20 protein-coding genes and 1 riboswitch are annotated in these 25178 nt (G+C 60.3%); of the genes, 7 read left to right on the forward strand and 13 right to left on the reverse strand.

The window, feature by feature from the left end; all coding sequences use genetic code 11:
* Positions 1-75: 75 nt before the first annotated feature.
* Positions 76-525 carry a DUF1249 domain-containing protein gene (locus ACZRKZ_RS18785; protein WP_133101399.1) on the reverse strand — a complete coding sequence of 150 codons (450 nt, stop codon included), beginning with the start codon at positions 523-525 and terminating at the stop codon, positions 76-78.
* Positions 516-1133 carry an NUDIX domain-containing protein gene (locus ACZRKZ_RS18790; RefSeq protein WP_350614058.1) on the reverse strand — a complete coding sequence of 206 codons (618 nt, stop codon included), beginning with the start codon at positions 1131-1133 and terminating at the stop codon, positions 516-518. The genes ACZRKZ_RS18785 and ACZRKZ_RS18790 overlap by 10 nt, the downstream gene beginning before the upstream one ends.
* A gap of 213 nt (positions 1134-1346) precedes the next feature.
* On the opposite strand from ACZRKZ_RS18790, the gene ACZRKZ_RS18795 reads away from it, so the two are divergent.
* Positions 1347-2093 (forward strand): RsiV family protein, encoded by a 747-nt coding sequence (locus ACZRKZ_RS18795; RefSeq protein ID WP_463982402.1) that lies wholly within the window; start codon positions 1347-1349, stop codon positions 2091-2093.
* On the opposite strand, the gene cytX is transcribed toward ACZRKZ_RS18795, so the two are convergent.
* Complete coding sequence (gene cytX / locus ACZRKZ_RS18800; protein WP_463982403.1) at positions 2062-3351, reverse strand: putative hydroxymethylpyrimidine transporter CytX; 1290 nt, start codon at positions 3349-3351, stop codon at positions 2062-2064. The two genes, ACZRKZ_RS18795 and cytX, sit on opposite strands and share 32 nt — an antisense overlap.
* A 102-nt stretch (positions 3352-3453) precedes the next feature.
* Positions 3454-5343, reverse strand: a complete 1890-nt coding sequence (gene thiC / locus ACZRKZ_RS18805; RefSeq protein WP_463982404.1) for a phosphomethylpyrimidine synthase ThiC — start codon at positions 5341-5343, stop codon at positions 3454-3456.
* 151 nt (positions 5344-5494) lie between these two features.
* Positions 5495-5600: riboswitch (TPP riboswitch) on the reverse strand.
* A gap of 197 nt (positions 5601-5797) precedes the next feature.
* Here thiC and ACZRKZ_RS18810 point away from each other — a divergent pair.
* Entirely contained in the window at positions 5798-7237 is a 1440-nt protein-coding gene (locus ACZRKZ_RS18810; protein WP_463982405.1) for a TolC family outer membrane protein, read from the forward strand.
* A gap of 111 nt (positions 7238-7348) precedes the next feature.
* Here ACZRKZ_RS18810 and waaA read toward each other — a convergent pair whose 3' ends face one another.
* Both waaA and ACZRKZ_RS18820 read right to left on the reverse strand, forming a co-directional pair.
* Entirely contained in the window at positions 7349-8626 is a 1278-nt protein-coding gene (gene waaA, locus ACZRKZ_RS18815; RefSeq protein WP_463982406.1) for a lipid IV(A) 3-deoxy-D-manno-octulosonic acid transferase, read from the reverse strand.
* Between the two features lie 23 nt (positions 8627-8649).
* Entirely contained in the window at positions 8650-9540 is an 891-nt protein-coding gene (locus tag ACZRKZ_RS18820; protein ID WP_463969082.1) for a LysR family transcriptional regulator, read from the reverse strand.
* A 103-nt stretch (positions 9541-9643) separates the two neighbouring features.
* On the opposite strand from ACZRKZ_RS18820, the gene ACZRKZ_RS18825 reads away from it, so the two are divergent.
* From ACZRKZ_RS18825 to ACZRKZ_RS18840, 4 genes are all read left to right on the forward strand, one after another.
* Positions 9644-9979, forward strand: a complete 336-nt coding sequence (locus ACZRKZ_RS18825; protein ID WP_463969081.1) for a DMT family transporter — start codon at positions 9644-9646, stop codon at positions 9977-9979.
* Between the two features lie 165 nt (positions 9980-10144).
* Positions 10145-11320 (forward strand): NAD(P)/FAD-dependent oxidoreductase, encoded by a 1176-nt coding sequence (locus tag ACZRKZ_RS18830; protein WP_149411185.1) that lies wholly within the window; start codon positions 10145-10147, stop codon positions 11318-11320.
* Positions 11317-12129: an aldo/keto reductase gene (locus ACZRKZ_RS18835; protein WP_463982407.1), complete on the forward strand. Its 813-nt coding sequence runs from the start codon at positions 11317-11319 to the stop codon at positions 12127-12129. The genes ACZRKZ_RS18830 and ACZRKZ_RS18835 overlap by 4 nt, the downstream gene beginning before the upstream one ends.
* A gap of 41 nt (positions 12130-12170) precedes the next feature.
* On the forward strand, positions 12171-13136 hold the full coding sequence (locus ACZRKZ_RS18840; protein ID WP_463969079.1) for a metal ABC transporter ATPase: 966 nt from the start codon (positions 12171-12173) through the stop codon (positions 13134-13136).
* 173 nt (positions 13137-13309) lie between these two features.
* On the opposite strand, the gene hldE is transcribed toward ACZRKZ_RS18840, so the two are convergent.
* Together hldE and msbA are read right to left on the reverse strand one after the other, a co-directional pair.
* Positions 13310-14731 (reverse strand): bifunctional D-glycero-beta-D-manno-heptose-7-phosphate kinase/D-glycero-beta-D-manno-heptose 1-phosphate adenylyltransferase HldE, encoded by a 1422-nt coding sequence (hldE, locus tag ACZRKZ_RS18845; protein WP_463969078.1) that lies wholly within the window; start codon positions 14729-14731, stop codon positions 13310-13312.
* A 139-nt stretch (positions 14732-14870) separates the two neighbouring features.
* Positions 14871-16676 (reverse strand): lipid A export permease/ATP-binding protein MsbA, encoded by a 1806-nt coding sequence (gene msbA / locus ACZRKZ_RS18850; protein WP_463982408.1) that lies wholly within the window; start codon positions 16674-16676, stop codon positions 14871-14873.
* A gap of 161 nt (positions 16677-16837) precedes the next feature.
* On the opposite strand from msbA, the gene ACZRKZ_RS18855 reads away from it, so the two are divergent.
* The gene (locus tag ACZRKZ_RS18855) at positions 16838-18700 is read left to right on the forward strand and encodes an O-antigen ligase family protein (RefSeq protein WP_463982409.1); all 1863 of its coding nucleotides are present in this window, start codon (positions 16838-16840) and stop codon (positions 18698-18700) included.
* A gap of 59 nt (positions 18701-18759) precedes the next feature.
* Here ACZRKZ_RS18855 and ACZRKZ_RS18860 read toward each other — a convergent pair whose 3' ends face one another.
* The 5 genes from ACZRKZ_RS18860 to ACZRKZ_RS18880 all read right to left on the reverse strand — a co-directional run bounded on the left by ACZRKZ_RS18860 (position 18760) and on the right by ACZRKZ_RS18880 (position 24938).
* The gene (locus ACZRKZ_RS18860; RefSeq protein ID WP_463982410.1) at positions 18760-19641 is read right to left on the reverse strand and encodes a glycosyltransferase; all 882 of its coding nucleotides are present in this window, start codon (positions 19639-19641) and stop codon (positions 18760-18762) included.
* Positions 19638-20786 carry a glycosyltransferase family 4 protein gene (locus ACZRKZ_RS18865; RefSeq protein WP_463969074.1) on the reverse strand — a complete coding sequence of 383 codons (1149 nt, stop codon included), beginning with the start codon at positions 20784-20786 and terminating at the stop codon, positions 19638-19640. The genes ACZRKZ_RS18860 and ACZRKZ_RS18865 overlap by 4 nt, the downstream gene beginning before the upstream one ends.
* 88 nt (positions 20787-20874) lie before the next feature.
* Positions 20875-22287 (reverse strand): PIG-L deacetylase family protein, encoded by a 1413-nt coding sequence (locus tag ACZRKZ_RS18870; protein ID WP_463982411.1) that lies wholly within the window; start codon positions 22285-22287, stop codon positions 20875-20877.
* Positions 22284-23180: an antimicrobial resistance protein Mig-14 gene (locus ACZRKZ_RS18875; RefSeq protein WP_463982412.1), complete on the reverse strand. Its 897-nt coding sequence runs from the start codon at positions 23178-23180 to the stop codon at positions 22284-22286. The genes ACZRKZ_RS18870 and ACZRKZ_RS18875 overlap by 4 nt, the downstream gene beginning before the upstream one ends.
* Positions 23181-24938 carry a carbamoyltransferase family protein gene (locus ACZRKZ_RS18880; RefSeq protein WP_463982413.1) on the reverse strand — a complete coding sequence of 586 codons (1758 nt, stop codon included), beginning with the start codon at positions 24936-24938 and terminating at the stop codon, positions 23181-23183. It lies immediately after the preceding gene.
* Positions 24939-25178 lie beyond the last annotated feature (240 nt).

The raw sequence follows: 25178 nt of genomic DNA on the forward strand, positions 1-25178 counted from the left end.
AGGAATGGACATTTGGCGCAATTATGCTGGGGCAGGACACAAAGAGGAAACCCATGAAGCGGGCGCAGTTCACATCTACCGAACGACTTCAAACTCATGGCCCAGGGCCAGACAGTGGCTCAACCATTCACCGAGGAACACATTGAGCTGTGCTTTCTCATCGGGCTGGTGCATGAACACATTAGGGTAAGGATAGATGCTGCGAAAGCGCCGCGCATGTTCGGCACTGACCACTTCGGCCATTCGCGCATCGTGATACACCTGAACTTCCAGTTGCGGCACCGGCAACCACGGCAGGCTGTGTTCCTGGCGCACCCGCAGGGTGGTGGTGTACGGGCAGGTCAGCAGCACTTCCAGAGCCAGCACACCGAGCATCTGGTCGCCGTGGGTCACGGCAATGCGCCGCGCCTCGGGGGCGTGACGCATATCCGGGAGCAGCCGCATCAGCCGTGCATAGTTGGCCTCGCAAGCCGCTTGCAACCCGACCAGGTCAACCCGATAACGTTCTCGTGCCTTTACTGCCATAACCCCCTCACTTCCGCGCGATTAAGCGCAAGCCATTGCAGGGCGATAATGCTGGCTGCGTTGGAAATCTTGCCGTCACGTACCGCTTGCAGAGCGTCTTCGAAGGCCCAGACGGTGACGCGGATGTCTTCTGCTTCTTCTTCAAGCCCATGGACGCCACCGGCCCCGGCACTCTCGCAACGCCCCAGGAACAGGTGGACGTATTCGGTGCTGCCACCCGGCGACGGGAAATATTTAGTGATCGGCCACAGCGCGGAGAAGGTCAACCCAGCTTCCTCCTCGGCTTCGCGGTGCGCAACCTCCTCCGGTTGCTCGTCCTTGTCGATCAGGCCGGCAACCATCTCCACCAGCCACGGGTTGTTGGTCCGACCCATGGCGCCGACACGAAATTGCTCGATCAGTACCACTTCATCGCGCTGCGGATCGTAAGGCAGCACGCACACCGCATCATGACGGACGAAGACTTCACGGCTGATCACCCGGCTCATGCCACCCTCGAACAGCTCATGGCGCAGTTGCACGTGATCAAGCTTGTAGAAGCCCTGGTAGGCATTGTCGCGCTGAACGATCTCTATCTTGCTCGGCGTCGATTTCGCAATGTCCGTCATATCAACCCTCGTTTATAGCCGTGCGGTTTCGAGGCTAGCCTCGGCATCGCGCCATCCTAACGCGCTCGTGCCTATGGGTGCAGCCCCTTTCCGGTTGCCGGGATAGACGGCTGGCGTCAAACTCACTGTATTCAGCTTAGTGGCGAACTGACTGCGATGCTGGCAGTCGAAGCCCCATATCTTTCGCTCTTCTCCGATTTATGAAGGACGCACATGTCGCTTTTAAAAGTCGCCTCCGTGGCCTGTATTGCATTGACCCTCGGCGCTTGCCAGAGCCTGTTCCAACCCAGCTATCGCGCGCCACTGGAAACCACTCGTGACGCCTCTGAGCAAACCCAACCCGGTTGCGCCACTGCCGATTGCCCGCTGGTGAACATCGACACGGTGCATTTCGCCAAAGAGCCCAAGTTGGATGGATTGATCGAGCAGCGTTTACTGGAGATGACCCGCACCACGCCGGGCGCAGCGCTGCCAACGACCCTTGCGGCCTATCGTGAGCAGTTCCTGCGCACATCCGGCCCACGCAACAGCATGTATTTGCAAGCCAAGGTACGGGAGCAGCATGACGGCTTGGTGATCATCGAGTTGTCCAGTTACCTGGACACCGGCGGCGCCCATGGCGAGCCGGGCCGTGGGTTTATCAACTACTCGCGCCAGCAACAGAAAGCCTTGACCCTGCCGGACATGCTGTTACCCGGCAAGGAAGAGGCGTTCTGGAAGGCCGCGCAAGTGGCCCACAACAGCTGGCTGATCAGCACCCGCCTGGGCCTGGAACCGGACTACGTGAAAACCTGGCCATTCCAGAAAACCCCGAACGTGGCGCTAACCTATGGTGGCGTGATCCTCAAGTACCCCACCACCACCATCGCCCCATACGCCATGGGCCATGTCGAACTGCAAATCCCCTACTCGCGCCTGGATGACATCATCAAGCCCGAACTGGTGCCCGTGCGCCACTGAAGGCCCGGCCGAGGATAAATTGCAGCAGCCCTGCCAGCACCAGCGCCGGCAGGGTGGCGCCGATATCCGGATAGAGATTGGCCAGCAAGTGATAGGTACTGATACCGCCGAGCCAAGCCAGCAGCGCCGGCCAACGCAGGCTTGCAACCGCCGCTGAGCCTCGGCGACGCAAGATGAAGTGATCCACCAGCACCACGCCAAACAGCGGCGCGAAGACCGAGCCGATCAACAGCAGGAAGTTCTGGTACTGGGCCAGCGGCGCGAAGCAGGCGATCAGCGTACAGATGACGCCGATGGCCAACGCCAGGTGCTCGACTTTCAAGCGCAACAGAATCCCGCTGGACACCGCCGCCGAGTGAATATCAGCGAAGGCATTTTCCGATTCATCCAGAAGAATCAGCAACAGCGGAATCCCCAGGCCTGCCCCGGCCAAGGCCAGCAACAAGGCATTTACTTCACCACTCGGCGCGAACGCCAGGGTGTAGGCCACGCCCAGGCTCATCAGCCAGAAGTTACCGATAAAAAAGCCCAGGGCCGTACCGCCAAAGACATTTTTCGCCCGCTTGCCGAAGCGCGAGTAATCGGCGATCAGCGGCAGCCAGGACAACGGCATGGCGATGGCAATATCAAAGCCCACGGCAAACGGCAGCGAACCGTCGCCGGCCTGGGCCCAAAGTGTGGCCAGGTCAGCTTTGGCGAACAGGTTCCAGGTCAGCCACAAGCAGGCGGCCAACAGTAGCCAGATGCCCCACTTGCGCAGGATCTGCCGCACGAAGGTCAGCGGACCGCAGACGGCCAGCAAGGTGGAGAGCCCGCCAAAGAATAGAGTCCAGAGCAACGGGCTAGCCAACAGGCTGCCTTCGCTGAACGCCCGAGTGCCTAACAAACTCGCAGCATCGCGCATCACGATAATTTCAAACGAGCCCCAGCCGATCAGCTGCAGCAGGTTCAACAGCGCCGGCAGGCTTGCGCCTTTTGCGCCAAGGCTGAGCTTGAGAGCGGCCATGGAGGACAGGCCGGTGTCGCTGCCGATCACGCCGACGGCGGCCAGCAACAGCACGCCAACCAGAGTGCCGAGGAAAATGGCCAGCAGCGAACCGGACAATCCCAGACCCGGCGCCAACAGCGCGCCGGTTTGCAGAACCATCAGGCCGATGCCGAGGGAGAACCATAGGGAAAAGAGATCGCGGGCACCGAAGACGCGCTTGTCAGCCGGCACTGCGATGTCTGGGGAATAGGTGCTGGGTTGAATGCTCAAGGGTGTTATCTCAGAGGGATGATAGCTACAAGCTGCAAGCCTTAAGCTGCAAGCAAAAACGGGTTTGCACCTGCTTCTAACTTGCAGCTTGCCGCTTGGCGCTTAAACCTTTTTGTACAGCTGACTACCTTCCTGCTTGAACCGCTCCGCCTGCTCCGCCAACCCTTTGGCGACATCCACATCCACTGCCTCGATCAGTTGGTTAGCTGCGTACTCACGCACTTCCTGGGTGATCTTCATCGAGCAGAATTTCGGCCCACACATCGAGCAGAAATGCGCGACCTTGGCCGAATCCTTTGGCAGGGTTTCATCGTGGTACGAACGCGCGGTGTCCGGGTCCAGGCCCAGGTTGAACTGGTCTTCCCAGCGGAACTCGAAGCGCGCCTTGCTCAACGCATTATCGCGGATTTGCGCTCCCGGATGCCCCTTGGCCAAGTCCGCCGCGTGGGCCGCGATCTTGTAGGTGATGATCCCGGTCTTGACGTCATCCTTGTTCGGCAAACCCAAGTGCTCCTTGGGCGTGACGTAGCAGAGCATGGCGCAACCGAACCAACCGATCATCGCCGCACCGATGCCGGAGGTGATGTGGTCATAACCCGGTGCAATGTCAGTGGTCAGCGGGCCAAGGGTGTAGAACGGCGCCTCGTCGCAGCACTCCAACTGCTTGTCCATGTTCTCCTTGATCAGTTGCATCGGCACGTGGCCGGGGCCTTCGATCATGGTTTGCACATCGTGCTTCCAGGCGATCTTGGTCAGCTCGCCGAGGGTTTCCAGCTCGCCAAATTGCGCGGCGTCGTTGGCGTCGGCAATCGAGCCCGGACGCAGGCCATCCCCGAGGGAGAAGCTGACGTCGTAGGCCTTCATGATTTCGCAGATTTCGTCGAAATGGGTGTAGGTGAAGTTCTCTTTGTGGTGGGCCAGGCACCACTTGGCCATGATCGAACCACCACGGGAAACAATGCCGGTAACGCGTTTGGCGGTCAGCGGTACATAGCGCAACAAGACGCCTGCGTGGATGGTGAAGTAGTCGACGCCCTGCTCGGCCTGTTCGATCAGGGTGTCGCGAAACAGCTCCCAGGTCAGCTCTTCAGCGGCGCCGCCGACTTTTTCCAGGGCCTGGTAGATCGGCACGGTACCGATCGGCACCGGCGAGTTGCGGATGATCCACTCGCGGGTTTCGTGGATGTGCTTGCCGGTGGACAGGTCCATCACCGTGTCCGAACCCCAGCGAATGCCCCAGGTCAATTTCGCCACTTCTTCTTCGATGGACGAACCCAGGGCGCTGTTGCCGATGTTGCCGTTGATCTTCACCAGGAAGTTACGGCCGATGATCATCGGTTCCAGTTCGGTGTGGTTGATGTTCGCCGGAATAATTGCACGGCCACGGGCAATTTCTTCGCGCACAAATTCAGGTGTGATGATTTTCGGCACGCTGGCGCCGAAGCTGTGGCCGGCGTGTTGCTGGTCCAAAAGGCCTGCGGCACGGGCTTCTTCCAGCTTCATGTTTTCGCGGATGGCAACGTATTCCATCTCGGCGGTGATGATGCCTTGGCGGGCGTAGTGCATCTGCGTGACGTTGGCCCCGGCCTTGGCCCGGCGCGGGTTCTTCACGTGGGCGAAGCGCAGGGCAGTCAGCTCGGCATCGCTCAGGCGCTGCTGGCCGAAGTTGGAACTCAGGCCGGCCAGGCGCTCGGTGTCGCCACGGGATTCGATCCACGGTGAGCGCACGTCGCCCAGGCCTTTGCGCACATCAATAATGACGTTGGGGTCGGTGTAGGGGCCGGAGGTGTCGTATACCACCACGGGGGCATTGATTTCGCCGCCGAGGTCGGTGGGGGTCACGTCGAGACTGACTTCGCGCATCGGCACGCGAATGTCCGGGCGCGTGCCCTGGACGTAGATTTTTTGCGAGCGAGTAAACGGCTGTACTGATTGCTGATCGACCTTGGCCGACTCACTCAAATGCACGGTGTTTTTTAGTTTTGTACTCATCACGGGCTCTCCAGACACATCCAGGCAGTGGATTTTTGTCGGAGTGAACCTGTGACGGATGGGCGCACTGTAAATAAGTGCTGTGCTTGACGCACGAGGGCTGTTCGATTGTCGAACAACATCCCGGACGAAGCACAAGAGGACTCGCCGGGTGACGAGAAATCTTGTTCCCTACGCAGGCGCTAACCTGATCAGGTTCAACGGGATCCGGTATTTACCGATCTCAGCCTCATAGCAAGGCACCCCGACAAGAACGCGGCCAGTCTAGACCATGGAGCAGGCAAATTACCAATAGCGGTGCATTCAGCGTGATGAATGGCGCAATTACAGGATTGTTGCGTGGTGTTGCGACCACTACACTCGGCTACTGTCTCAACGCCTTGACGCTCCGGATCGCTCGTCGTAGCCTTGGGCTCAAAATTATCGCCGTAATATTTACTCTAGGGATCGCCTCATGCTGCGCAAACTCTCACTGGCTCTTGCCGTGTCTTGTGCGACCAATGGAATGGTCTGGGCAGCTGAAGCGCCCTTGTCGACCAAAACCGACCTGGTCAGCGTCTATCAGGAAGCGGTGGACAACAACGCCGACCTGGCCGCCGCCCGCGCCCAATACGGCGCGCAGAAGGAAGTGGTGCCCCAGGCCCGTGCCGGTTTGCTGCCGAACCTGTCGGCCGGCGCCGACATCAACAATGTACGCACCCAGATCGACCAGCCTGCGACCACCGCCAATCGCGATGCCCATTCCTGGCGGGCAACCCTGAGTCAGCCGCTGTTCCGTGCCGACCGCTGGTTCCAGCTGCAAGCCGCCGAAGCGGTCAACGAACAGGCCGCGCTGCAACTCTCGGCCACCGAACAGAACCTGATCCTGCAAAGCGCCGAAAACTACTTCGCCGTGCTGCGGGCCCAGGACAACCTGGCCTCGACCAAGGCCGAAGAAGCCGCCTTCAAGCGTCAACTGGACCAGTCCAACGAGCGCTTCGATGTCGGCCTGTCGGACAAGACCGACGTGCTGCAATCCCAGGCCAGCTACGACACGGCGCGGGCCAACCGGATTCTGGCCCAGCGCCAGGTGGACGACGCCTTTGAAGCGCTGATCACCCTGACCAACCGTCAGTACAACGCCATTCAGGGCATCGTCCATACGCTGCCGGTGTTACCGCCGCTGCCCAACGACGCCAAAGCCTGGGTCGACACCGCAGGCCGACAGAACCTGAATTTGCTGGCCAGCAACTATGCAGTCACCGCCGCTGAAGAAACCCTCAAGCAACGCAAGGCCGGCCACGCGCCGACCCTCGATGCGGTGGCGCAATACGAGAAGGGTGACAACGACGCCCTAGGCCTGAGCAACCCGAATAACCTGCCGATTGCCTATGGCGGCGATGTCTCGCAACGCACCATCGGCCTGCGCCTGAGCATCCCGTTGTACAGCGGCGGCCTCACCAGCTCGCAAGTGCGCGAATCCTATTCGCGCCTTGGCCAGACCGAGCAACAACGCGAAGGCCTGCGCCGCCAGGTAGTAGAAAACACCCGCAACCTGCACCGTGCGGTGAACACCGATGTGGAGCAGGTACAGGCACGCCGCCAGTCGATCATCTCCAACCAGAGCGCGGTAGAAGCCACGGAAATCGGTTACCAGGTGGGCACGCGCAATATCGTTGATGTGCTGGATGCCCAGCGCCAGCTGTACACCTCAGTGCGCAACTACAACAACAGCCGCTATGACTACATCCTCGACAACCTGCGCCTGAAACAGGCAGCAGGGACGTTGAATCCGGGGGACTTGCAGGACCTGGCGCGGTATCTGAAGGCTGACTACAACCCGGACAAAGACTTCTTGCCGCCGGATCTGGCCAAGGCGGCTGCCGAACAATTGAAGGCTAATCCCGGTTATTGAGCAACTGCCCCTGGAGCGAACTTGCTCGCGAAAAACTTAAGGACGCCGCGTTTATTCAGACTGAATACGTAATCGTTAACGTCTGTCGCGAGCAAACTCGCTCCTGCAAGGTCAGCGATTGATCAGTCGATCAAGCCCATCGAGCAACCGCTTCAAAGCACCCTGGTTAGCCTGCATCACCTTGAGCCCCGCTTCCGCCATCCTCTGCGCATCTCGCGGCAACTCAAACAGCCGCTGCACCGCCACCGCCAAGCCGTCAGCATCATCCACTTCCTGCAACGCTCCGGCCTCGCGCATCATTGCGGCGATTTCGAGGAAGTTGAACAGGTGCGGGCCACAGATCACAGGCTTGGCCAGCGCCGCCGGTTCCAGCAGATTGTGGCCGCCGTTGGGCATCAGGCTACCGCCGACAAAAGCGCTATCGGCCAACGCGTAAAGAAACAGCAACTCCCCCATGGTGTCACCGAGCAACACTGAAGTGGCTGCCGTCACAGGCTGATCGCTGGAGCGACGCACCGTGGCGAAGCCTTGCTGCTGGCACAACTCGAACATCGCGTTGAAGCGCTCCGGATGGCGCGGCACCAGGATCAGCAGCGCATCGGGGTGGCTGGCAAGCAATTGGCGATGGGCCGCGAGCACCACTTCATCCTCGCCTTCATGGGTACTGGCCGCGATCCATACCGGACGCTCGCTGGCTTGCCATTGCTGGCGCAGTTCTGCGGCGCGAAATAACAGCTGTGGATCGATGGTCAGGTCAAACTTGATCGAGCCGGTGACTTCGACGGTTTGTGGCCGCGCGCCGAGGCTGCGAAAGCGCTCGGCCTCGGTTTCGGTCTGTACGGCGAACAGGCTCATTTCTGCCAACATCGGCGCGGTCAGCTTGGCGAATCGCCCGTAGCCCTTGGCCGAGCGGGCCGATAGCCGCCCATTGGCCAATGCCACGGGGATACCGCGCTTGGCACATTGGTGGATATGGTTGGGCCACAGCTCGGTTTCCATGATGACTGCCAGCGTGGGCTGGACCCGATCCAGAAACCGCTTTGCGGCGCACGGCAAGTCATAGGGAAGATAGCAATGCTGGATGCGCGGCTCATTGGCAAACAGTGCCTGGATCCGCTCGGAACCGGTGGGCGTCATGCAGGTGACCGTGATCGGCAACTGTGGATAACGTTGCAGCAGGCCACGGATCATTGGCGCAGCGGCGATGCTCTCGCCCACCGACACCGCGTGCACCCAGATCCCACCGGGCTGCATCGCCGGCAATCCATAGGAAAAGCGCTCACTGACGCGCTTGGCATAAGCCGGCGCCTTGCGCGCCCGCAGCCAAAGACGTAAAGCCACCAACGGCAGCACCAGGTAAAACAGACAGCTGTAGAGAGTTCTATTCATGGCGGCGGAGTTTATCGGCTTTTTTAGTCGATCGCCTGCAAGCACTCGGTAAAACGTTCGGCGAGAAAGCGTGCAGCGGGGCCTAGGGGTTCGTCGCGGCGCCATACAAGCTCCACAACCAGCGCTGGCGGGGTCCATTCGCCGCCCAGTTCGACCATCTGGCCCTGATACGTCGGGTACTGCACCACATGCCGGGGCAGCCAGGCCCAACCCAGGCCACGCACCAGCCATTCGGCGAGGACGTAGAAGCTGTCGGCGCGCCACACTTGGGGACTTGCGGCCTCACTGCCAGGGTAGACACTGGTTTGCGTGGACATCAGCAACTGGCGAAACTGCGCCAGATGCTGGCAAAGCACATGCTTTTGCGTCGCCAGAGGATGTCCGACGCCGCATACAGTGACCATTTCCACGCGGCCTACTACTCGCCGCTCAAGGGCTTCGGGGATTTGGTCGTGGTAGAACAGCAGGCCCAGATCCGCCTTGCGCTCAACCAACTTTCGCGCCACGTCACCTTGGGCGACGCTGGACAATTGCACTTCCAGGCTGGGAAATTTCCCCGCCAGGGCTTCAAGGCTATCCAGTACCGGTTGATAGAGCATGGCCTCGTCCTGAGCCAGGCGCAGGCACGCCTCTTCCCCGCGCATTAACGACATGGCACGACCATTGAGGCGTTCGCACTGGCGCAACACCTCCCGCGCTTCTTCAAGTAATGCCGTTCCGGCTTCGGTCAACCGGGGTTGGCGGCCACTGCTGCGATCGAACAGACTGACCCCCAGGTCCGCCTCCAACAGCGCAATCCCATTACTCACCGCCGATTGCGCCTTGCGCTGGCCACGCGCTACTGCCGAAAACGAACGCTGCTCGGCAACACTGACAAACAGGCGCATCTGTTCCAGGCTCCACTGCACACTCATGGTTCAACCCATCTTCAATTCAGATAGGTAATGACTTTACCCCATCTGAAGAATCTCTAGAATGCCGACCTCATCAAACAAGCCACACACCGAGGATTTACCCATGAACGTCGCCTACTACTACCTGGCCGTTGCCATTTGCTCGGAAGTGATCGCTACCGTTTCCATGAAAGCCATCAAGGGCTTCAGCACCCCGATCCCGCTGCTGCTGGTCATTGTCGGCTACAGCGTGGCGTTCTGGATGCTGACGCTTGTCGTGCGCACCGTGCCGGTGGGCGTGGCCTATGCGGTGTGGGCCGGGATGGGCATTGTCATGGTCAGCATCGCCGCGCTGTTTATCTACGGGCAGAAACTCGACATTCCGGCGATGCTGGGGATGGCGCTAATTGTATTGGGGGTGGTGGTGATTCAATTGTTTTCGAAAACGGCGGGGCACTGATCGTTCACTTGAGGCTCAAGTGGGTTCGAAGTTCGCAGCCTCGTTTCACTCAACAGCTCCTGCGACAGGTCTGTCATTAGAGTGCGTGTTGCATTGATCCCGGGCAAAGATCCATTTCATGAGCCTGTATACTGAGCCTCTAGACTTGAACACTGAGGTTGCCCCATGCCATCCGTTATTTCCACCGACGTTCTGATTGTCGGCGCCGGAGTTGCCGGCCTCTGGCTCAATGCGCGCCTGCGCAGCCAGGGCTTTTCCACAGTACTGGTGGAAAATGCCACCCTCGGCGGCGGGCAAAGCGTGAAGTCCCAGGGGATTATTCATGGCGGGGCCAAGTACGCCTTGCACGGTGTCCTGACCGGAGCCTCCGAAGCCATCGCCGACATGCCCCGCCGCTGGGGCGAAGCCCTCGCAGGGAATGGCGAGCTGGACCTGTCCGGCGTGCGCCTGCTGTCCCAGGCCCACTATCTATGGTCTCCCGGCACCCTGGCCGGCAATCTCACCAGTTTCTTCGCCAGCAAGGCAGTGCGTGGCCGCGTCAATCAGGTCAAGGGCGACGACCTGCCGCCGGCACTGCAAGACCGCCGCTTCAAGGGCAAGGTCTATCGCCTGGCCGAGTTAGTGGTGGATGTGCCGAGCCTGATCGAACGCCTGGCGCAATTGGCCGGCGACGGCTTGCTCGCCGGGCAGCAGATCGAACCACTGCTGGAAAATGACGCATTGGTTGGCTTGAAGGTCGATGGCCGCGAAATCCGCGCCCAGCGCATCGTCCTCAGTGCTGGCGCCGGCACCGCCGATCTACTGAGCGCACTGGGACTGAGCCAGCCGGCCATGCAATGCCGCCCGCTGCACATGATCATCGCCAAGGGCCCCGGCCTTAAGCCGCTGTACGCCCACTGCCTGGGCGCCGGCACCAAGCCGCGCGTCACCGTGACCACTCACCCGGCGGCCGATGGCAATTGGGTCTGGTACATAGGCGGTGATATTGCCGAGGCCGAAGGCGTGGCTCGCACGCCCGCCGAACAGATCGCCACTGCGCAAAAAGATCTGGCCCATCTGTTGCCCTGGATCGACATGAGCCAGACACAATGGGCCACCTTGCGCGTGGACCGCGCCGAACCCTTGCAATCGGGTCTGACCCGGCCGGACAGCGCCTTCCTTGCCGAGCAGGATCGACTGCTGGTGGGCTGGCCGACCAAGCTGGCCCTGGCGCCAGACTTCGCCGATCGGGTGATCGAGGCACTGGACCGTGACGGCATCAAGCCCGGCCCAGCGCAAACACTGCCCGACCTGCCGAAACCGACCATCGCCCAACCCGCCTGGGAGCAACTGTTGCCATGACCCTGCCGACCCTGCATGACCTTCACCGCCCGCTGGGCAGCACTGGCCTGCTGGTGTCGCCGCTGGGTCTGGGTACCGTCAAGCTGGGCCGTGACCAAGGCGTGAAGTACCCCAACGGCTTTCAAATTCCGAACGACGACGAGGCGCGAATGCTGCTGCGCCAGGCGCGGAAACTGGGCATTAACCTGATCGACACCGCGCCCGCCTACGGGCGCAGCGAAGAGCGCCTGGGGCCGCTGTTACGCGGCCAGCGCCAGGAGTGGGTGATTGTCAGCAAGGTCGGTGAGGAGTTCACCGATGGCGCGTCCAGCCATGACTTTAGCGCCGCCCACACCCGCCTTTCCGTGGAACGTAGCCTGCAACGATTGGAAACGGATTTTATCGATCTGGTACTGGTGCATTCCGACGGCAATGACCTGCACATCCTCAACGACTGTGAGGTCTACCAGACCCTGGCGGACCTCAAGCGCGAGGGCAAGATTCGCGGTTTCGGCTTCTCCGGCAAGACCGTCGAAGGCGGCGTGAAGGCTCTGGAACAGGGCGATTGCGCCATGGTCACCTACAACCTGAACGAACAGGGCGAAAAAGCCGTGATCGATTATGCCGCCGCCCACGGCAAAGGCATCCTGGTAAAAAAGGCCCTGGCCAGTGGTCACGCCTGCCTTGAATCGGGAATGGATCCAATTCACGCCAGTTTCATCTTGTTGTTTGCGCAAACCGGCGTGGCCAGTGCTATTGTCGGAACCATCAATCCGCTGCACCTCGCCCATAACGTGGCGACCGCTGCCAAGGTCATTCGCCAACTCTGATGCCGCCGACGCGGCCGACCCCGACGCAAGAAGGAGCCGACATGTCGCGCACGCTCATAAGAAAAAACCCCAGCAACTTTAAAACACTGCCACTGTTCGTCGAAGCCACCCCCGAAGGCCTGAGTTACCAGAGCGTGGGCATGCCGCTCAACTTCGCCCAGACCCTGCAACGACGCAAGCCGGTGGACGTAGCGGACGCCGAGCGCTTCTCCCTGGAGCTGGCCAACCTTGGCGTGTCGGTACGCCTGACGCTGCATTGGCAGAATCGCGATTACTGGGTGCTGGTGCGCCAGCGTCGGCAGGATCGCGGCGACGTGGTGCTCAAGCTGATCTCCGGCTATGTCCCGGCCCACGAACTGAACCTGCCGCTGCACACCGCCATCCAGGAAATCGCCGAAGAATGCCTGCTGGAAACTCCGGAAGGCTGGCTCGGCGGCCGCTTCAACGACACCTGGCTGCCAGCGCCCTACTCATCCGCCCTGCATTACCGCGAAGCGCTGCCGTTTCGCCTCTCGCCCTTGTCCGGCGCCGCCCGCCCAGTGCGCTGCGCCAATATGCAGCTGATCGAACGCCCACGGGCCTATGTGCATCTGCCCACGGCGTCGCTGCAATTGATTTATGACCTGCGCCTGGAAGTGCCGAAAGAGGCCAAGTCCCTGAGCCTGTTTCATGTTGATGAGCGCCTGGAAGGTGATCAACTGGTGGCCCGCCTGGACCGCCAACGCCCCGACCTGTACCTGATGCCGCTCAAGGATGGCCAGCCCTGCGCCGAGCTGTATACCTTGAAAAAGGATCAGCTGTACCCAGCCAGTACGCGGGGTTTGTACCTGGCAGAGAGCTTCGCCCAGCAGGAAGGTTGGCTGGTGCGCGAGGAACGAATCAGGTGGAAGGATTGGCTCAGGCAGCAGGGGCTGAGTGCGCCGGAGAAAGAGTCGAAGCTGAAACAGCTGACTGGCAGGGCGCGGCAGATTTTGCGCAAGATCGTGCCGAAAAAGGCAAACCGGTAACAGGACTACCGAGGTAATGCTATCGCAGCATAGCTACCTACACATCTTGAAAGCATGAGCCGCCGCAGTTATCGAGCCCCAGCGAGGCTCGACAGTTTGCTACGAAAATAGCGGGGCGGCACGATGCTGCGATACCCATGGCTATCGCAGCCAAACCCCACACTAAATCCGCATCAGTTATTTCGGATCTTCTCGACAATCGCCGTGGTCGAACTGTTTGCCACCAGCCCCAACACTTTGACCTTGCCGCCATAGGCGCTGACGATATCGGCACCGACCACCTGGTCGACCGAGTAATCGCCGCCCTTGACCAGCACGTCCGGCTTGACCTGGGCCAGCAGGTTCTCCGGGGTGCCCTCGGCAAAGCTGATCACCCAGTCCACCGCTCCCAACCCGGCCAGAACCGCCATGCGCCGGTCGACGCTGTTGATCGGCCGACCCGGCCCTTTCAGGCGGCTGACTGATGCATCATCGTTGACCGCAACGATCAAACGATCGCCCTGGGCTCGCGCCTGCTCAAGATAGGTCACATGACCGGCGTGCAGGATGTCAAAACAACCATTGGTGAAGACGATGCTCTCGTTATGGGCTCGGGCGTCGTCAATGGCCAGCAGCAATTGCTCAAGGCTCAACACGCCCCGCTCCGAACCTTCCTCACGCTGAATCGCCCGGCGCAGTTCCGGGGCGCTGATGGCCGCGGTACCCAGCTTGCCGACCACGATGCCGGCGGCCAGGTTGGCCAGGGCCACTGCATGGGGCAATTCTTCGCCAGCCGCGATAGCCGCGGCCAAGGTGGAAATCACCGTATCTCCGGCACCGGTGACGTCGAATACTTCACGGGCCCGCGCCGGCAAGTGCATGGCCGGATGGCCGGGGCGCAATAAGGTCATGCCGTGTTCGCCACGGGTCACCAACAAGGCGCCCAGGTCGAGGTCGGCCATGAGGCTTGCGCCCTTGGTCACCAACTCGTGCTCATCGGCGCAACCGCCGACGATGGTTTCAAACTCGCTGAGGTTCGGCGTGATCAGGCTGGCGCCTCGATAAATCGAGAAGTCCTTGCCCTTGGGATCGGCCAGCACCGGGATGCCACGGGCCTTGGCGGCCTGGATCAGCATCTGGTGGTTCTTCAGCGCGCCTTTGCCGTAGTCGGACAGCACCAATACCTTGATGCCTTCCAGCAACTCGTCGACCTGCTCACTGAGGGCCAGGGCGTCGGTGGCGAAGGGTTCTTCGAAATCGATACGCAGCAATTGCTGGTGACGGCTCATGACCCGCAGCTTGACGATGGTCGGCTGATGGGCAATGCGCTGGAACAGCGCACGCACGCCAGCACCGCGCAGGCTGTTGGCCAGGCTGTCGGCGGCTTCGTCGTCACCGGTCACACCCACGAGGGAGGCCGGGGCGCCGAGTGCAGCAATGTTGAGGGCGACGTTGGCAGCGCCACCTGGGCGGTCTTCGATTTGCTCGACCTTGACTACCGGTACCGGTGCCTCAGGGGAAATCCGTGAGGTACCGCCATGCCAGTAACGGTCGAGCATGACATCGCCGACCACCAAGACAGGGGCTTGATCGAATCGCGGCATGGACAACTTCATGGAGCAACCCACATACAAAATGAACAGGGGCGCGATATTAGCACAGGGTTGTCAAAGGCTTGTGGGGGTCTGCACAGAAGATGTTGCTGATGGAAATGGGCTTGGCCTGGCCCTCACAGGGCCAGGCGCAACCACTGGTTCAGGTGATATTCGCCGAAACCGGCGCATCCAGGCCCATGGCATGCAGGCGGGCGTAGTAGCCGTTCTGGGCCAATAGTTCGCCATGGGTGCCGCGCTCGACGATCCGGCCATCATCCATCACCAGGATCAGGTCGGCTTTTTCGATGGTCGACAGGCGGTGAGCAATCACCAGGGTCGTACGGCCCTGCATGACCTTGTCCAGGGCAGCCTGGATATGCCGCTCGGACTCGGTGTCCAGCGCCGAAGTGGCCTCGTCGAGAATCAGCAACGGCGCGTTCTTGAGCAATGCCCGGGCAATCGCCAGGCGCTGGCGTTGGCCGCCGGACAGCAGCACACCGTTTTCGCCGATATGGGTATCGAAGCCCTTGGGCAACTGATCGATGAAGTCCTTGGCATAGGCATCGGCCGCAGCAGCTTCAACCGCTTCCTGTGGCGCCCCGGCCAGATCACCGTAGGCAATGTTGTTGGTCACAGTGTCGCTGAACAGGGTCACGTGCTGGGTCACCTGAGCGATATGCCGGCGCAGGTTGAGCAGGCGATAATCCTCGATATCTACACCGTCCAGCAGGATCTCGCCACTTTCATGGTGGTAGAAGCGCGGGATCAGGCTGGCCAGGGTCGACTTGCCGCTGCCCGAACGCCCCACTAGCGCGACCATCTGCCCAGGCTCCGCAGTAAACGTGATGTCCTTGAGGACATGACGGTCGGTGCCCGGATACGTGAAGTTCAGGTTGCGCACTTCCAGGCGACCGCTGACCGCCTCGCGCTCAATAGTGCCGCGATCGATTTCAGCGTCTTCGTCCAGCTGTTCGAAGATACTCTCGGCACCGGCCACGCCTTTCTGGATGGTCGAACTGACTTCCGACAGTTGGCGAATCGGCTTGGGCAACAGGCCGGCCAACGTAATATAGGCGACCATGTCACCGGCTGAGGCATCACCACGAAGATAAAGGACCAGGAACATCAGCACGGCCATGGCGGTGTAGATCACCAGTTGCAGTGCCGGGGTGTAGATCGCGCCGGTACGGGTCATGCGCAATTGCTTGTTGGTGTTGCTCAGGCTGGCCTTCTGGAAGCGCTTCTGCTCGTAGACTTCACCGCCGAAGCTGCGCACCACACGGTAGCCCTGGATGGTTTCCGAGGCCACGTGGGTGACGTCGCCCATCGCCACCTGAATCTTCTTGCTCTGCTTGCGAAATTTCTTGCTCGCTGTGCTGACCATCACCGCAATCAGCGGCAGGATGGCGATCATCACCAGCGTCAGGCGCCAGTTCATATAAAGCAGCGAGGCGAACAGGAAGATCACCGTCATGCCTTCGCGAATCACCACCTTGATGGCATCGGTAGCAGCGCCCGTGACCATCGTCACGTTGAAGGTGATGCGCGAAATCAGATGCCCGGAGTTGTGATTGTCGAAATAACGGTTGGGCAAGGTCAGCAGGTTGTTGAACAACTGCACCCGCAGGTCGTGAACCAGCCCCAGGGAAACCTTGGCCAGAAAATAGTTACCCAGGAACGAGCCAAGGCCCTGCCAGGCGGCGATCAGAATGATCAGCAGCGGCACTGCCTGCAGCAGTTGCAGGTCACGCAGGAAGGGTACACTGGGAAACAGCACCGCTTCGGGGTTGGACAGGCCGTCGACAAAGTACTTGAGAATGTACCCCAGCATGGGCTGGGTCGAGGCAAAAATCAGAAAGCCGACGATACTCAGCGCGAACAAGCCGGCATAGGGCTTAACGTAACTGAGCAGGCGGAAGTATATTTTCAAGCTCGAAGGGCTTGCGCTCGGACTAGAGTCGGTCATATCACGCGGCGGTTTTGAAAAAGGAGGCTGACTTTAGCACAGCTTCTCTGTTGTACTTGCACCCGGCATTAGCCCAGACCCGGCTCGCCCCGGCACGCGACATTATTTAGCCACTACTTTAAGATGGTCGGCTTTCTCTTATTCTGGAATGGCTTTTCTGTATGCACTCCAAACGTCTCACCTATGGTTCAAATCGCGTATTTGACTTCCTGTGCCTATGGATCTTGCCTATTGGCTTATTGCTTCTCTTGAGCGCCCTGTTCTTCGTCACCAATCGAAATATCTTACACAAGTTCTATTACGGCCTGTTCAGCGCGCCAACACTGCTGCTGCTGTGCCTGCGCCCGAGCGAACTCAAGCAGGTTTTCAGGGAACCCCTGGCGATTGCCTTCGCGATGTTCTCAGCCTGGGCATTGATCAGCTTGCTCTGGAGCCCGGAACATCATCCCGATACCGATCTGTTCAAACGCCCTCTGCATACCTTCATGCTGTTTGCCGGCTGCGGCCTGCTGCTGCACTACCGCAATGAACTGTTCAAACCGATCTTCTTCAGTGCAGCGGTGATTGCACTGGTGGTCAGCGCCCTCAACCTGGTGGCATTCGTTAAAGGCTTTGAGCCTGGGATGCGGATGATCGGTGGCATGGGCGCCCTGGACAATCCACTGCTCAGCTCTCATCTCTTCGGTTTTTTCTGCGTGTACTGGCTGTATGTCTGTGTAACCACCAAGCGCTTGCACGCGCTCTGGCTCAGCGTTCCTGCACTGGCGATCATGACCGCAGCAGTCTTGGCTACAGGCTCCAGAACACCGTTGGTGGCGCTGGTTCTGGCAGTTTTCTGGATGGGCTTCCTTAGCCGAAATCGCCGTTCGGTGCTTATGATTTCCGGCCTGGTACTGGCGGCTGCCGCGCTGTTGCTGTTTTATCCGCAACTGATCACCGAACGCGGCAGCTCATTCCGCTTCGAAATATGGCGCATTATCCTGGGTCGTATCGCCGATCACCCATGGATCGGCCACAGCTACGACTCCGAACTTTACGTGCAGCCTGCGAACTATGACTATGAGGCACTTCGCGAGCCTCACAACTTTGCCCTCGGCGTGCTCTATTACGTCGGCATCATCGGCTTTATTCCGAGGGTCTTCATGCTCGGCTGGGGCTTGTATAAAGGCCTCAAGGAGCGCGCCCAGCCGCTGTTCATCCTCGCCTCAACACTGTTGGTCTATGGCATCGGTGCGGGCCTGACCGAAGGGGGCGGCATCCTCTCGCGGCCCAAGGAACATTGGTTCCTGCTGTGGGTTCCCCTCGCGCTGATCGCTGGCCTGAGCATCGCCCAGCGCCGCCACAGCCTGCTGAGCATGCCAGTACACACCCTCAAGCCCCAGGCTTTCGATCAACTGTGCAGCAATGCCCACGTGATTGAAGCCGACGGCCTTGGCCCCAAAGTCCTGCGCCTGGTAGACGGCAGCTTCCTCAAGGTTTTCCGGCCCCGCCGCTGGTACACCTCCGGTAGCTTCAATCCGTACTCCGAACGTTTTGCCAGCAACAGTGAGCAACTGCGGATGCTGGGTATTCCGACCCCCGAGATCCTCAATCTGTATCGCTTGCGTGATGGCAGCAGCGCTGTCACTTACCAGCCGCTGCCCGGCCTGACACTGCGTCAGGCCCTGCAAAGCCTGGACAGCAGCCTGCGCGAATCGCTGATCGAGCGCTTTGGCCGATTCATGGCCCAACTGCACGAGCGCGGCGTGTACTTCCGCTCCCTGCACCTGGGCAACGTGCTATTGATGGAGGACGGTGAGTTCGGCCTGATTGACCTGGCAGACATGCGCATCCTGCCGTCCTCCCTGAGCAATACCCTCAGGCAGCGCAACCTGCGGCATATGCAACGCTATCCACAGGATCGCAACTGGTTGTTCGAGGTGCATTTCGAACAGTTGGCCAAAGGCTATTCGTCAGTTGCAAGCCCCGCCGCCACGGCAAAAATCCGCGAGCAAGTGCTGAGCCTCTCACAACCAGCCGCATAAAAAAGGCGACTATCACTCACTGATAGTCGCCTTCTTCAACAGCCTTCTTGCCTGGCCACTCAGCTCCTGAGTGGCGCCAGGTACAGCCGCACCAACCCACGTAAAGTCTTGCGCCCCCAGAACTTCAACGGGATCTGCTTGAGGACCTCCCGCGCCAGCGGACGGTCGCGGTCGGCGGTCTTGAGGAACATTGAATTCAGGAAGTTGTAACGCACCTGGTCGTAGGCGGGATGATCGCTGAACAAACCGTAGGTCTTGAGGATGTTCTGGATCATGTACCGATGGTTCTTGTACGTATTGGTGGCGTGCTGACGATAGCGCGCCATCACCACGCTCAGCACGTCGATGGTGTAGCCGGCGTGGGTGATCTTCAGTTCGATCAGCAGGTCTTCCAGCGGGATCAGTGGATCAAAGCCTCCCACCTGCTCCAGCGCTTCACGGCGAATCATCAAGGTCGGTGCAGGCGGGAACGGTTTGCGGTCCAGGAACAGGTCATCAAAATCCAGGCTGCGAAACGGCAAGTCGCGGCGCTGCTTCTTTTCCGGGTACGGCTTGCCGTCACCGTCGATCAATTCAATATTGCCGGCGCAGATCCCGACCTTCGGCTTGCCCTCCATGTAGGCAACCTGGGTCGCGATGCGCTCTGGCAGCATGATGTCATCGGAACCGAAAGGCGCAACAAGGCTGCCCTTGGCACGGGCGATGGCGCCGTTGAGGGTGTTGGTCAGGCCCTGGTTCTGCTGTACCTGAAAATCAAAACCGTGCTCGGTCTGCAGACGCTGGATCAGCTCGACGCTGTCATCCTTGGAGCCGTCGTCGACCACCAGCAACTCGATGTTCGGATACGTTTGGCCGAGCACGCTGAGGATGCTCTGTTCGATATACCCAGCGTGGTTGTAGGACGCGATGATCACCGTGACCAGTGGTTGTTGCTGACTCATGCTTTACCTACTTCTCGCAGACCGGTTTCGATCAGGTCCAGATATTTGTGCTGGAACTCGGCCAGGGTGTGGTTTGCTTCCAGGTAGCGGAACACTTGTTCGCCCTTGGCCCGCAACTGTTCGTCGCTCATGGCCAGGTAAGTGTCCAGCGCCGCCGCCAACTGCTCGACATTGCCCGGTTCATGGGACAGGCCACCAGCACCTTCCACCAGCGGCAACATGGCCGGACCGTTGGAAGCAATGATCGGCAAGTGCCCGCTCATGCCTTCCAGCAGTGCCAGGCCCAGGCCTTCAAACAGCGACGGCATGGTCCAGATGTCAAAGCCTCGCACATACTTCATGCCATCTTCACGAAAGCCCAGCAGGTGCGCGCGCCCCGTCAGGCCGAGGCGTTCGATGTCGGCACGCAGATCCGCTTCGGCGCGGCCGGAACCGATGATGCCCACCTGAGCCTCAGGATATTTGTCCTTGAGAGAGGCAAAGGCTTGCAGCAAATGGGTGTGGCCCTTGATCGGCACCAAGCGGCCCAAGGCGCCAATCATCCGCGCATCCAGCGGCAAGCCCAGGGCTTTGCGCGCCTCATCGCGAGGCAACTGCAAGGCTTCGGCCTGGGGGATGTCGATGGCATTGGTGACAAAGGTGGTGTTTTCACGGGTGAACCCACAGTTGAGGTCCACCAGGTAATCCCTGACCGCTGCCGACACGCCGACAAACCGCCAGGCCGGGCTGACCCAACTCTGGGTCTGGCGCCGACGGTAGCCACGGGCGTATTCGCCAAAACCGTGGGAGATGCCGATGCACAGCGGGATCTTCAACCAGCGGTTGAGGGACAGCATCATGTTCACCGACTTGAAACGGTTACAGATGACCACGTCGAATTTTTGTTCGCGGCAATACTTGTAGATCTGCCACATGGCGCCGAAACGGATGCCCTTGAGCGATTTTTCCGGCAGCTCAAAGTAGTGGGAGTGCTCGGCCACGCTCAGAGGCTGGCCGGGCAACGGACGACCACTGAGGTACCCCGATGTCACCTCGAAACGTTCAACCGGCAACGATTTGACGATCTGCTCACCGAGGTCGGCGAAGTCATTGGTCTTGACGTTGTAGTCCGGCTGTAACTGCAAAACCTTGTAACGAGGCTTCATAACTCTCCATGCTGCAATCGGGCTGCGGGCACGCGGCCCGACGAAAAAGGGTTTGGCAAGCGGCTCTCCACTTGCCCTCAATAAGGTCTCAGTCCTGCTTCAGGACCCACAGCAATTCATGGCGACGCACGGCCTTGCGGAAGAACTCATTCTCTCCGTAAGGCGATGGACCGCGGCCCGCCAACATTTGCTGCAACAGGCGACGCAATCGGCGCTTGAACGGCGCGCGCGGTTGCAGATCGTGCATCATGCCCAGGGCCATGGCCTTGTCCTGCTGCTGGCTCAAAGTAAGCTGCAAGCTGCAAGGTACAAGCTCAAGCGCTGAATCAAAACGCGGCGGCAGGGCCACGCCGGCACCGGAGTCGCCCATTGGCCAGCGGTCGTTATCATGCAGGTGATTGGCGTAGCCGAGCAACGTCGTGGGCTGCCAGGCCAGGCCCTGCAAGGCTTCAAGGATCGCCGCGTGAGCGCAGATATGATCCGGGTGCGGATCCAGCAGCGGCGTCGGCAATACAATCACCTCCGGGCGAGCCTTGAGCAGCAGCGCCCGCAAGTCGGCGATCAGGTTGTTCCAGGTCGGCGCGCCATCCACATCGCCAGGCAACGCCAGGGAATTGAATTGGCGGAACAACCGCGTATCGTCCAATTGCGCTTCGCGGGAGTCTTGGGGTTGGTCCGGCGCGGCCTGCATGGCCGACAGTTGCATACAGAAGTACCCCAACTGCACGCAGTGCGCCTCGGGAACACCCGCCCAACGGGGCACAGTGACGCTGTCCCAGGCGCGCAAGCGGCCCTTGATACGCGCAGCGTCTGCCTTGGGCAGGCCCATCTGTTGATAGTGCTGGGCCTCAATCTCGCCGGCAGTGAGGGTGACAACCCAGCTTTCATCAGCCTGGCTGTACAGGCTGAATGCGGCCAACTCGGCATCGTCGGCGTGGGGCGCGATGACCATCACCCGCTGGCGACGGTAGTCCGGCTGGCGGAACAGCCACAGCGTCGGCTGTCCCTTGAGGCGACAGAAGCGTCCGCGCAAGCGCAAAGTTCCGCTCGCCAGCGCCTCTGCCGAACCCGTGAGGTTGAGGTAACGCACACCGGCCACGCCACGTTCGAAGACTTGCCGGTCAGGCGTTTGCGCACAGAGCAACTCCACCGCAGGATCGAAAAACCGTCCAAGCCAATGGCTTTTGAGCTGTACGCCCAGGATCAGGGTTTCATCGCCCGCCAACTCGACTGGAGAATCCAACACCAGCCGCCCCGCATCCAGGCGCACGCCCGGCTGCTCGCTATCGGCCGCAAAGGCGTATTGATAGTCATCGCTGGGCGAGTAGAAAAGATGATCGGCAAACCAGGCTTCATGGGCCGCCCACACCACCACCGCCAGAATCAGCGGCAGCCACCAGGCCACCAGCACGCCTGCGGCTATCAGCACCAGCAAGCCGATCAACAGCGCAATGCGCTTGTTGCGTCGGTGGCGCTTGAGCAGTTGTTGCTTGCGACTCATACGCTGAACACCGGCACCGGGTTACACCAGCGCTCCTTGTATTCGCGGTCGGCGCGGCCGAAGGAGAAACGCAGCGGCTTGTCACTGGCCCGCGCCTGTTCCCAGGCGCTTTGGGTGTTGAGGAAGCTCAGCACGCTACCAGGGCTGAATGCCTTGGTTTCGGGATCAACACCGCCATTGACGTATTCGGCGCTGACCCACTCCGGGGCCTGCACCTGATACACCAACTGCACGGCAATCGGCGCGTCGTTGAGAAACAGCACCGAGCCGAAGAGGAACTCCTTGAGCAGTTCCAGCACCTCGGCCAGGCGCTCCGCACCGGCCGCCGGGAAACCCCAGCGACGCTGGAACAGATCGCAATAGATCGCCGCCAGCTCAGCGCTGGAAAACTCGCTGACCGCCCGCACCACGCCGCCCGCCTCTTCCAGCAAGCGCAGTTCGCGGCGCTGGTTGTAGCGAAATTTCTTCGACAGGTCTTCAGGGGTACGCGCCATGGCCAACTGCTCGGCCTGGGGCTTGAGGGTGCTGACGCGCCCGTCGTTCAGGGCCGATAGGTAGCGGGCACGATGGCGCAACGGCAATTGCGCATCAGCGGCAATCGGCAGAATGATCTCGGCGTTGCCCAGGTCGAACAGGCCTTTTTTGCCTTTGCGCTTGAGCACGTCCTTGGACAGGGCCAGGTCGCGTCCCCAGGTGGCAATCGCCCCCTTGAGTTCACCGTCCTGCTCCCAGCCCAGGTAACGCACCGGAATCTGCGCCAGGTTCGCCAGCCGCTCGACGATCTGCGGATGAGTCGCCACGCTGCCGCCGAAACGCTGCCAGGCCTGGGCGTAAACCTCGGCCTCGACAGGCGTCCAGCCACGTTCACGCCAGCCCTGGAAGCGGTTCAGCATTTAAACCACAGCGTCATAAGGGTCTACGCCGTCCTTGACCACGAGGATGTCTTCCATGATCAGGTACTCAAGGTCGGAACCGAAGAACATGTTCAGCGCATCGGTGGGCGAGCAAATCATCGCTTCACCTCGACGGTTGAGCGAGGTGTTCAGGGACACGCCGTTGCCGGTCAACACTTCAAGCTCTTTCATCATGTCGTAGTAACGCGGATTGTATTCGCGCTTGAGTACCTGGGCGCGGGAGGTGCCATCTTCATGGACCACTTCCGGCACGCGGGTTTTCCACTCATCCGACACTTCAAAGGTGAAGGTCATGAACGGCGCCGGGTGATCGACCTTGATCATCTGTGGGGCGACGGTGTCGAGCATCGACGGGCAGAAAGGCCTCCAACGCTCGCGGAACTTGATCTGGTGGTTGATCCGGTCAGCCACGCCGGTGGCGCTTGGGCAACCGATGATCGAACGACCGCCGAGGGCACGCGGACCAAACTCCATGCGGCCCTGGAACCAGGCCACCGGGTTGCCATCGACCATGATTTTGGCGATACGTTTCGGGGTGTTTTCGATCTGGCGCCACTTAGGCTTGCTCGGGTGCTTGGCGCAGGCGGCGATCACGTCTTCGTTGCTATAGGACGGGCCGAGAAAGACGTGTTCCATCTTCTCCACCGGTACACCACGGGCGTTGGACACATAGGCGGCCGCACCGACGGCGGTGCCGGCATCGCCGGACGCCGGCTGCACGAACAGCTCCTTGACGTCATCGCGGGCAATGATCTTCTGGTTCAACTTGACGTTCAGCGCACAGCCGCCGGCGTAGGCCAGCTTGCCGGTCTCCTTGAGGATGTCGCCCAGGTAATGGTCGATCATCTGCAAGGACAGTTTCTCGAACAACGCTTGCATGCTGGCGGCGTAATGGATGTAAGGCTCGTCGGCAATATCGCCTTCGCGCTTTGGACCCAGCCACTCGATCAGTTTTGGCGAGAAGTAGAAACCCTTGCCCTTTTCTTTATAGCGGCGCAGGCCGATGACGTTGGCGTAGTCGGTATTGATCACCAGCTCGCCATTTTCAAAGGAGGCCAGGCGCGAGAAGTCGTATTTGCTGGCATCGCCATACGGCGCCATGCCCATGACCTTGAACTCACCGTCGAGCATCTCGAAACCGAGGAACTCGGTGATTGCGCCGTACAGGCCGCCCAGGGAGTCCGGGTCGTAGAATTCCTTGATCTTGTGGATCTTGCCGTTTTCGCCGTAGCCGAAGAACGTAGTGGCGTACTCACCCTTGCCGTCGATCCCGAGGATCGCCGTCTTCTCCTGGAAACCGGAGCAGTGATAGGCGCTGGAGGCGTGAGCCAAGTGGTGTTCGACAGGTTCGATCTTGATTTTCTTCGGATCGAAGCCCAGTTGCTCCAGGCACCAGACGATCTTGTTGCGATAGCGCTTGTAGCGACGGTTGCCCATCAGGATCGCGTCAAGGGCGCGGTCCGGGGCATACCAGTAACGCTTGGCGTAGTGCCAGCGGGCCTCGCCGAACAAGCTGATCGGTGCAAAAGGGATCGCCACCACATCAACATCGCTAGGCTTGATGCCAGCCTGTTCTAGGCAGAACTTCGCCGACTCATAGGGCATGCGGTTCTTTGCATGTTTGTCGCGTACGAAGCGCTCTTCTTCAGCGGCCGCAATCAGCTTGCCGTCGATATACAAGGCTGCGGAAGGATCATGACTAAGGGCGCCGGACAGGCCAAGAATCGTCAATGCCACAGGGGTCTAGCCTCTTTTAGTCTGCATGCAGGCGCGTGCGCCTGAAAAAAGTGTGCCCCTCGCCTAGGCGAGAAACAGCTAAAGGGCGGGATTATAGCGTAAAGACGTGCCGGGATGATCTAGCGTTTATGGCGACCAGTTGTCACTGCGGGACCAGCGGAAGATCTCGACGCAAGCCGGCCTTTTGGCGTACGACTTATGAAGAACTTCTTTAGACATAAGTGGGGAAGGTTAGCCAAA

It is taken from the genome of Pseudomonas sp. c313 (assembly GCF_055407145.1).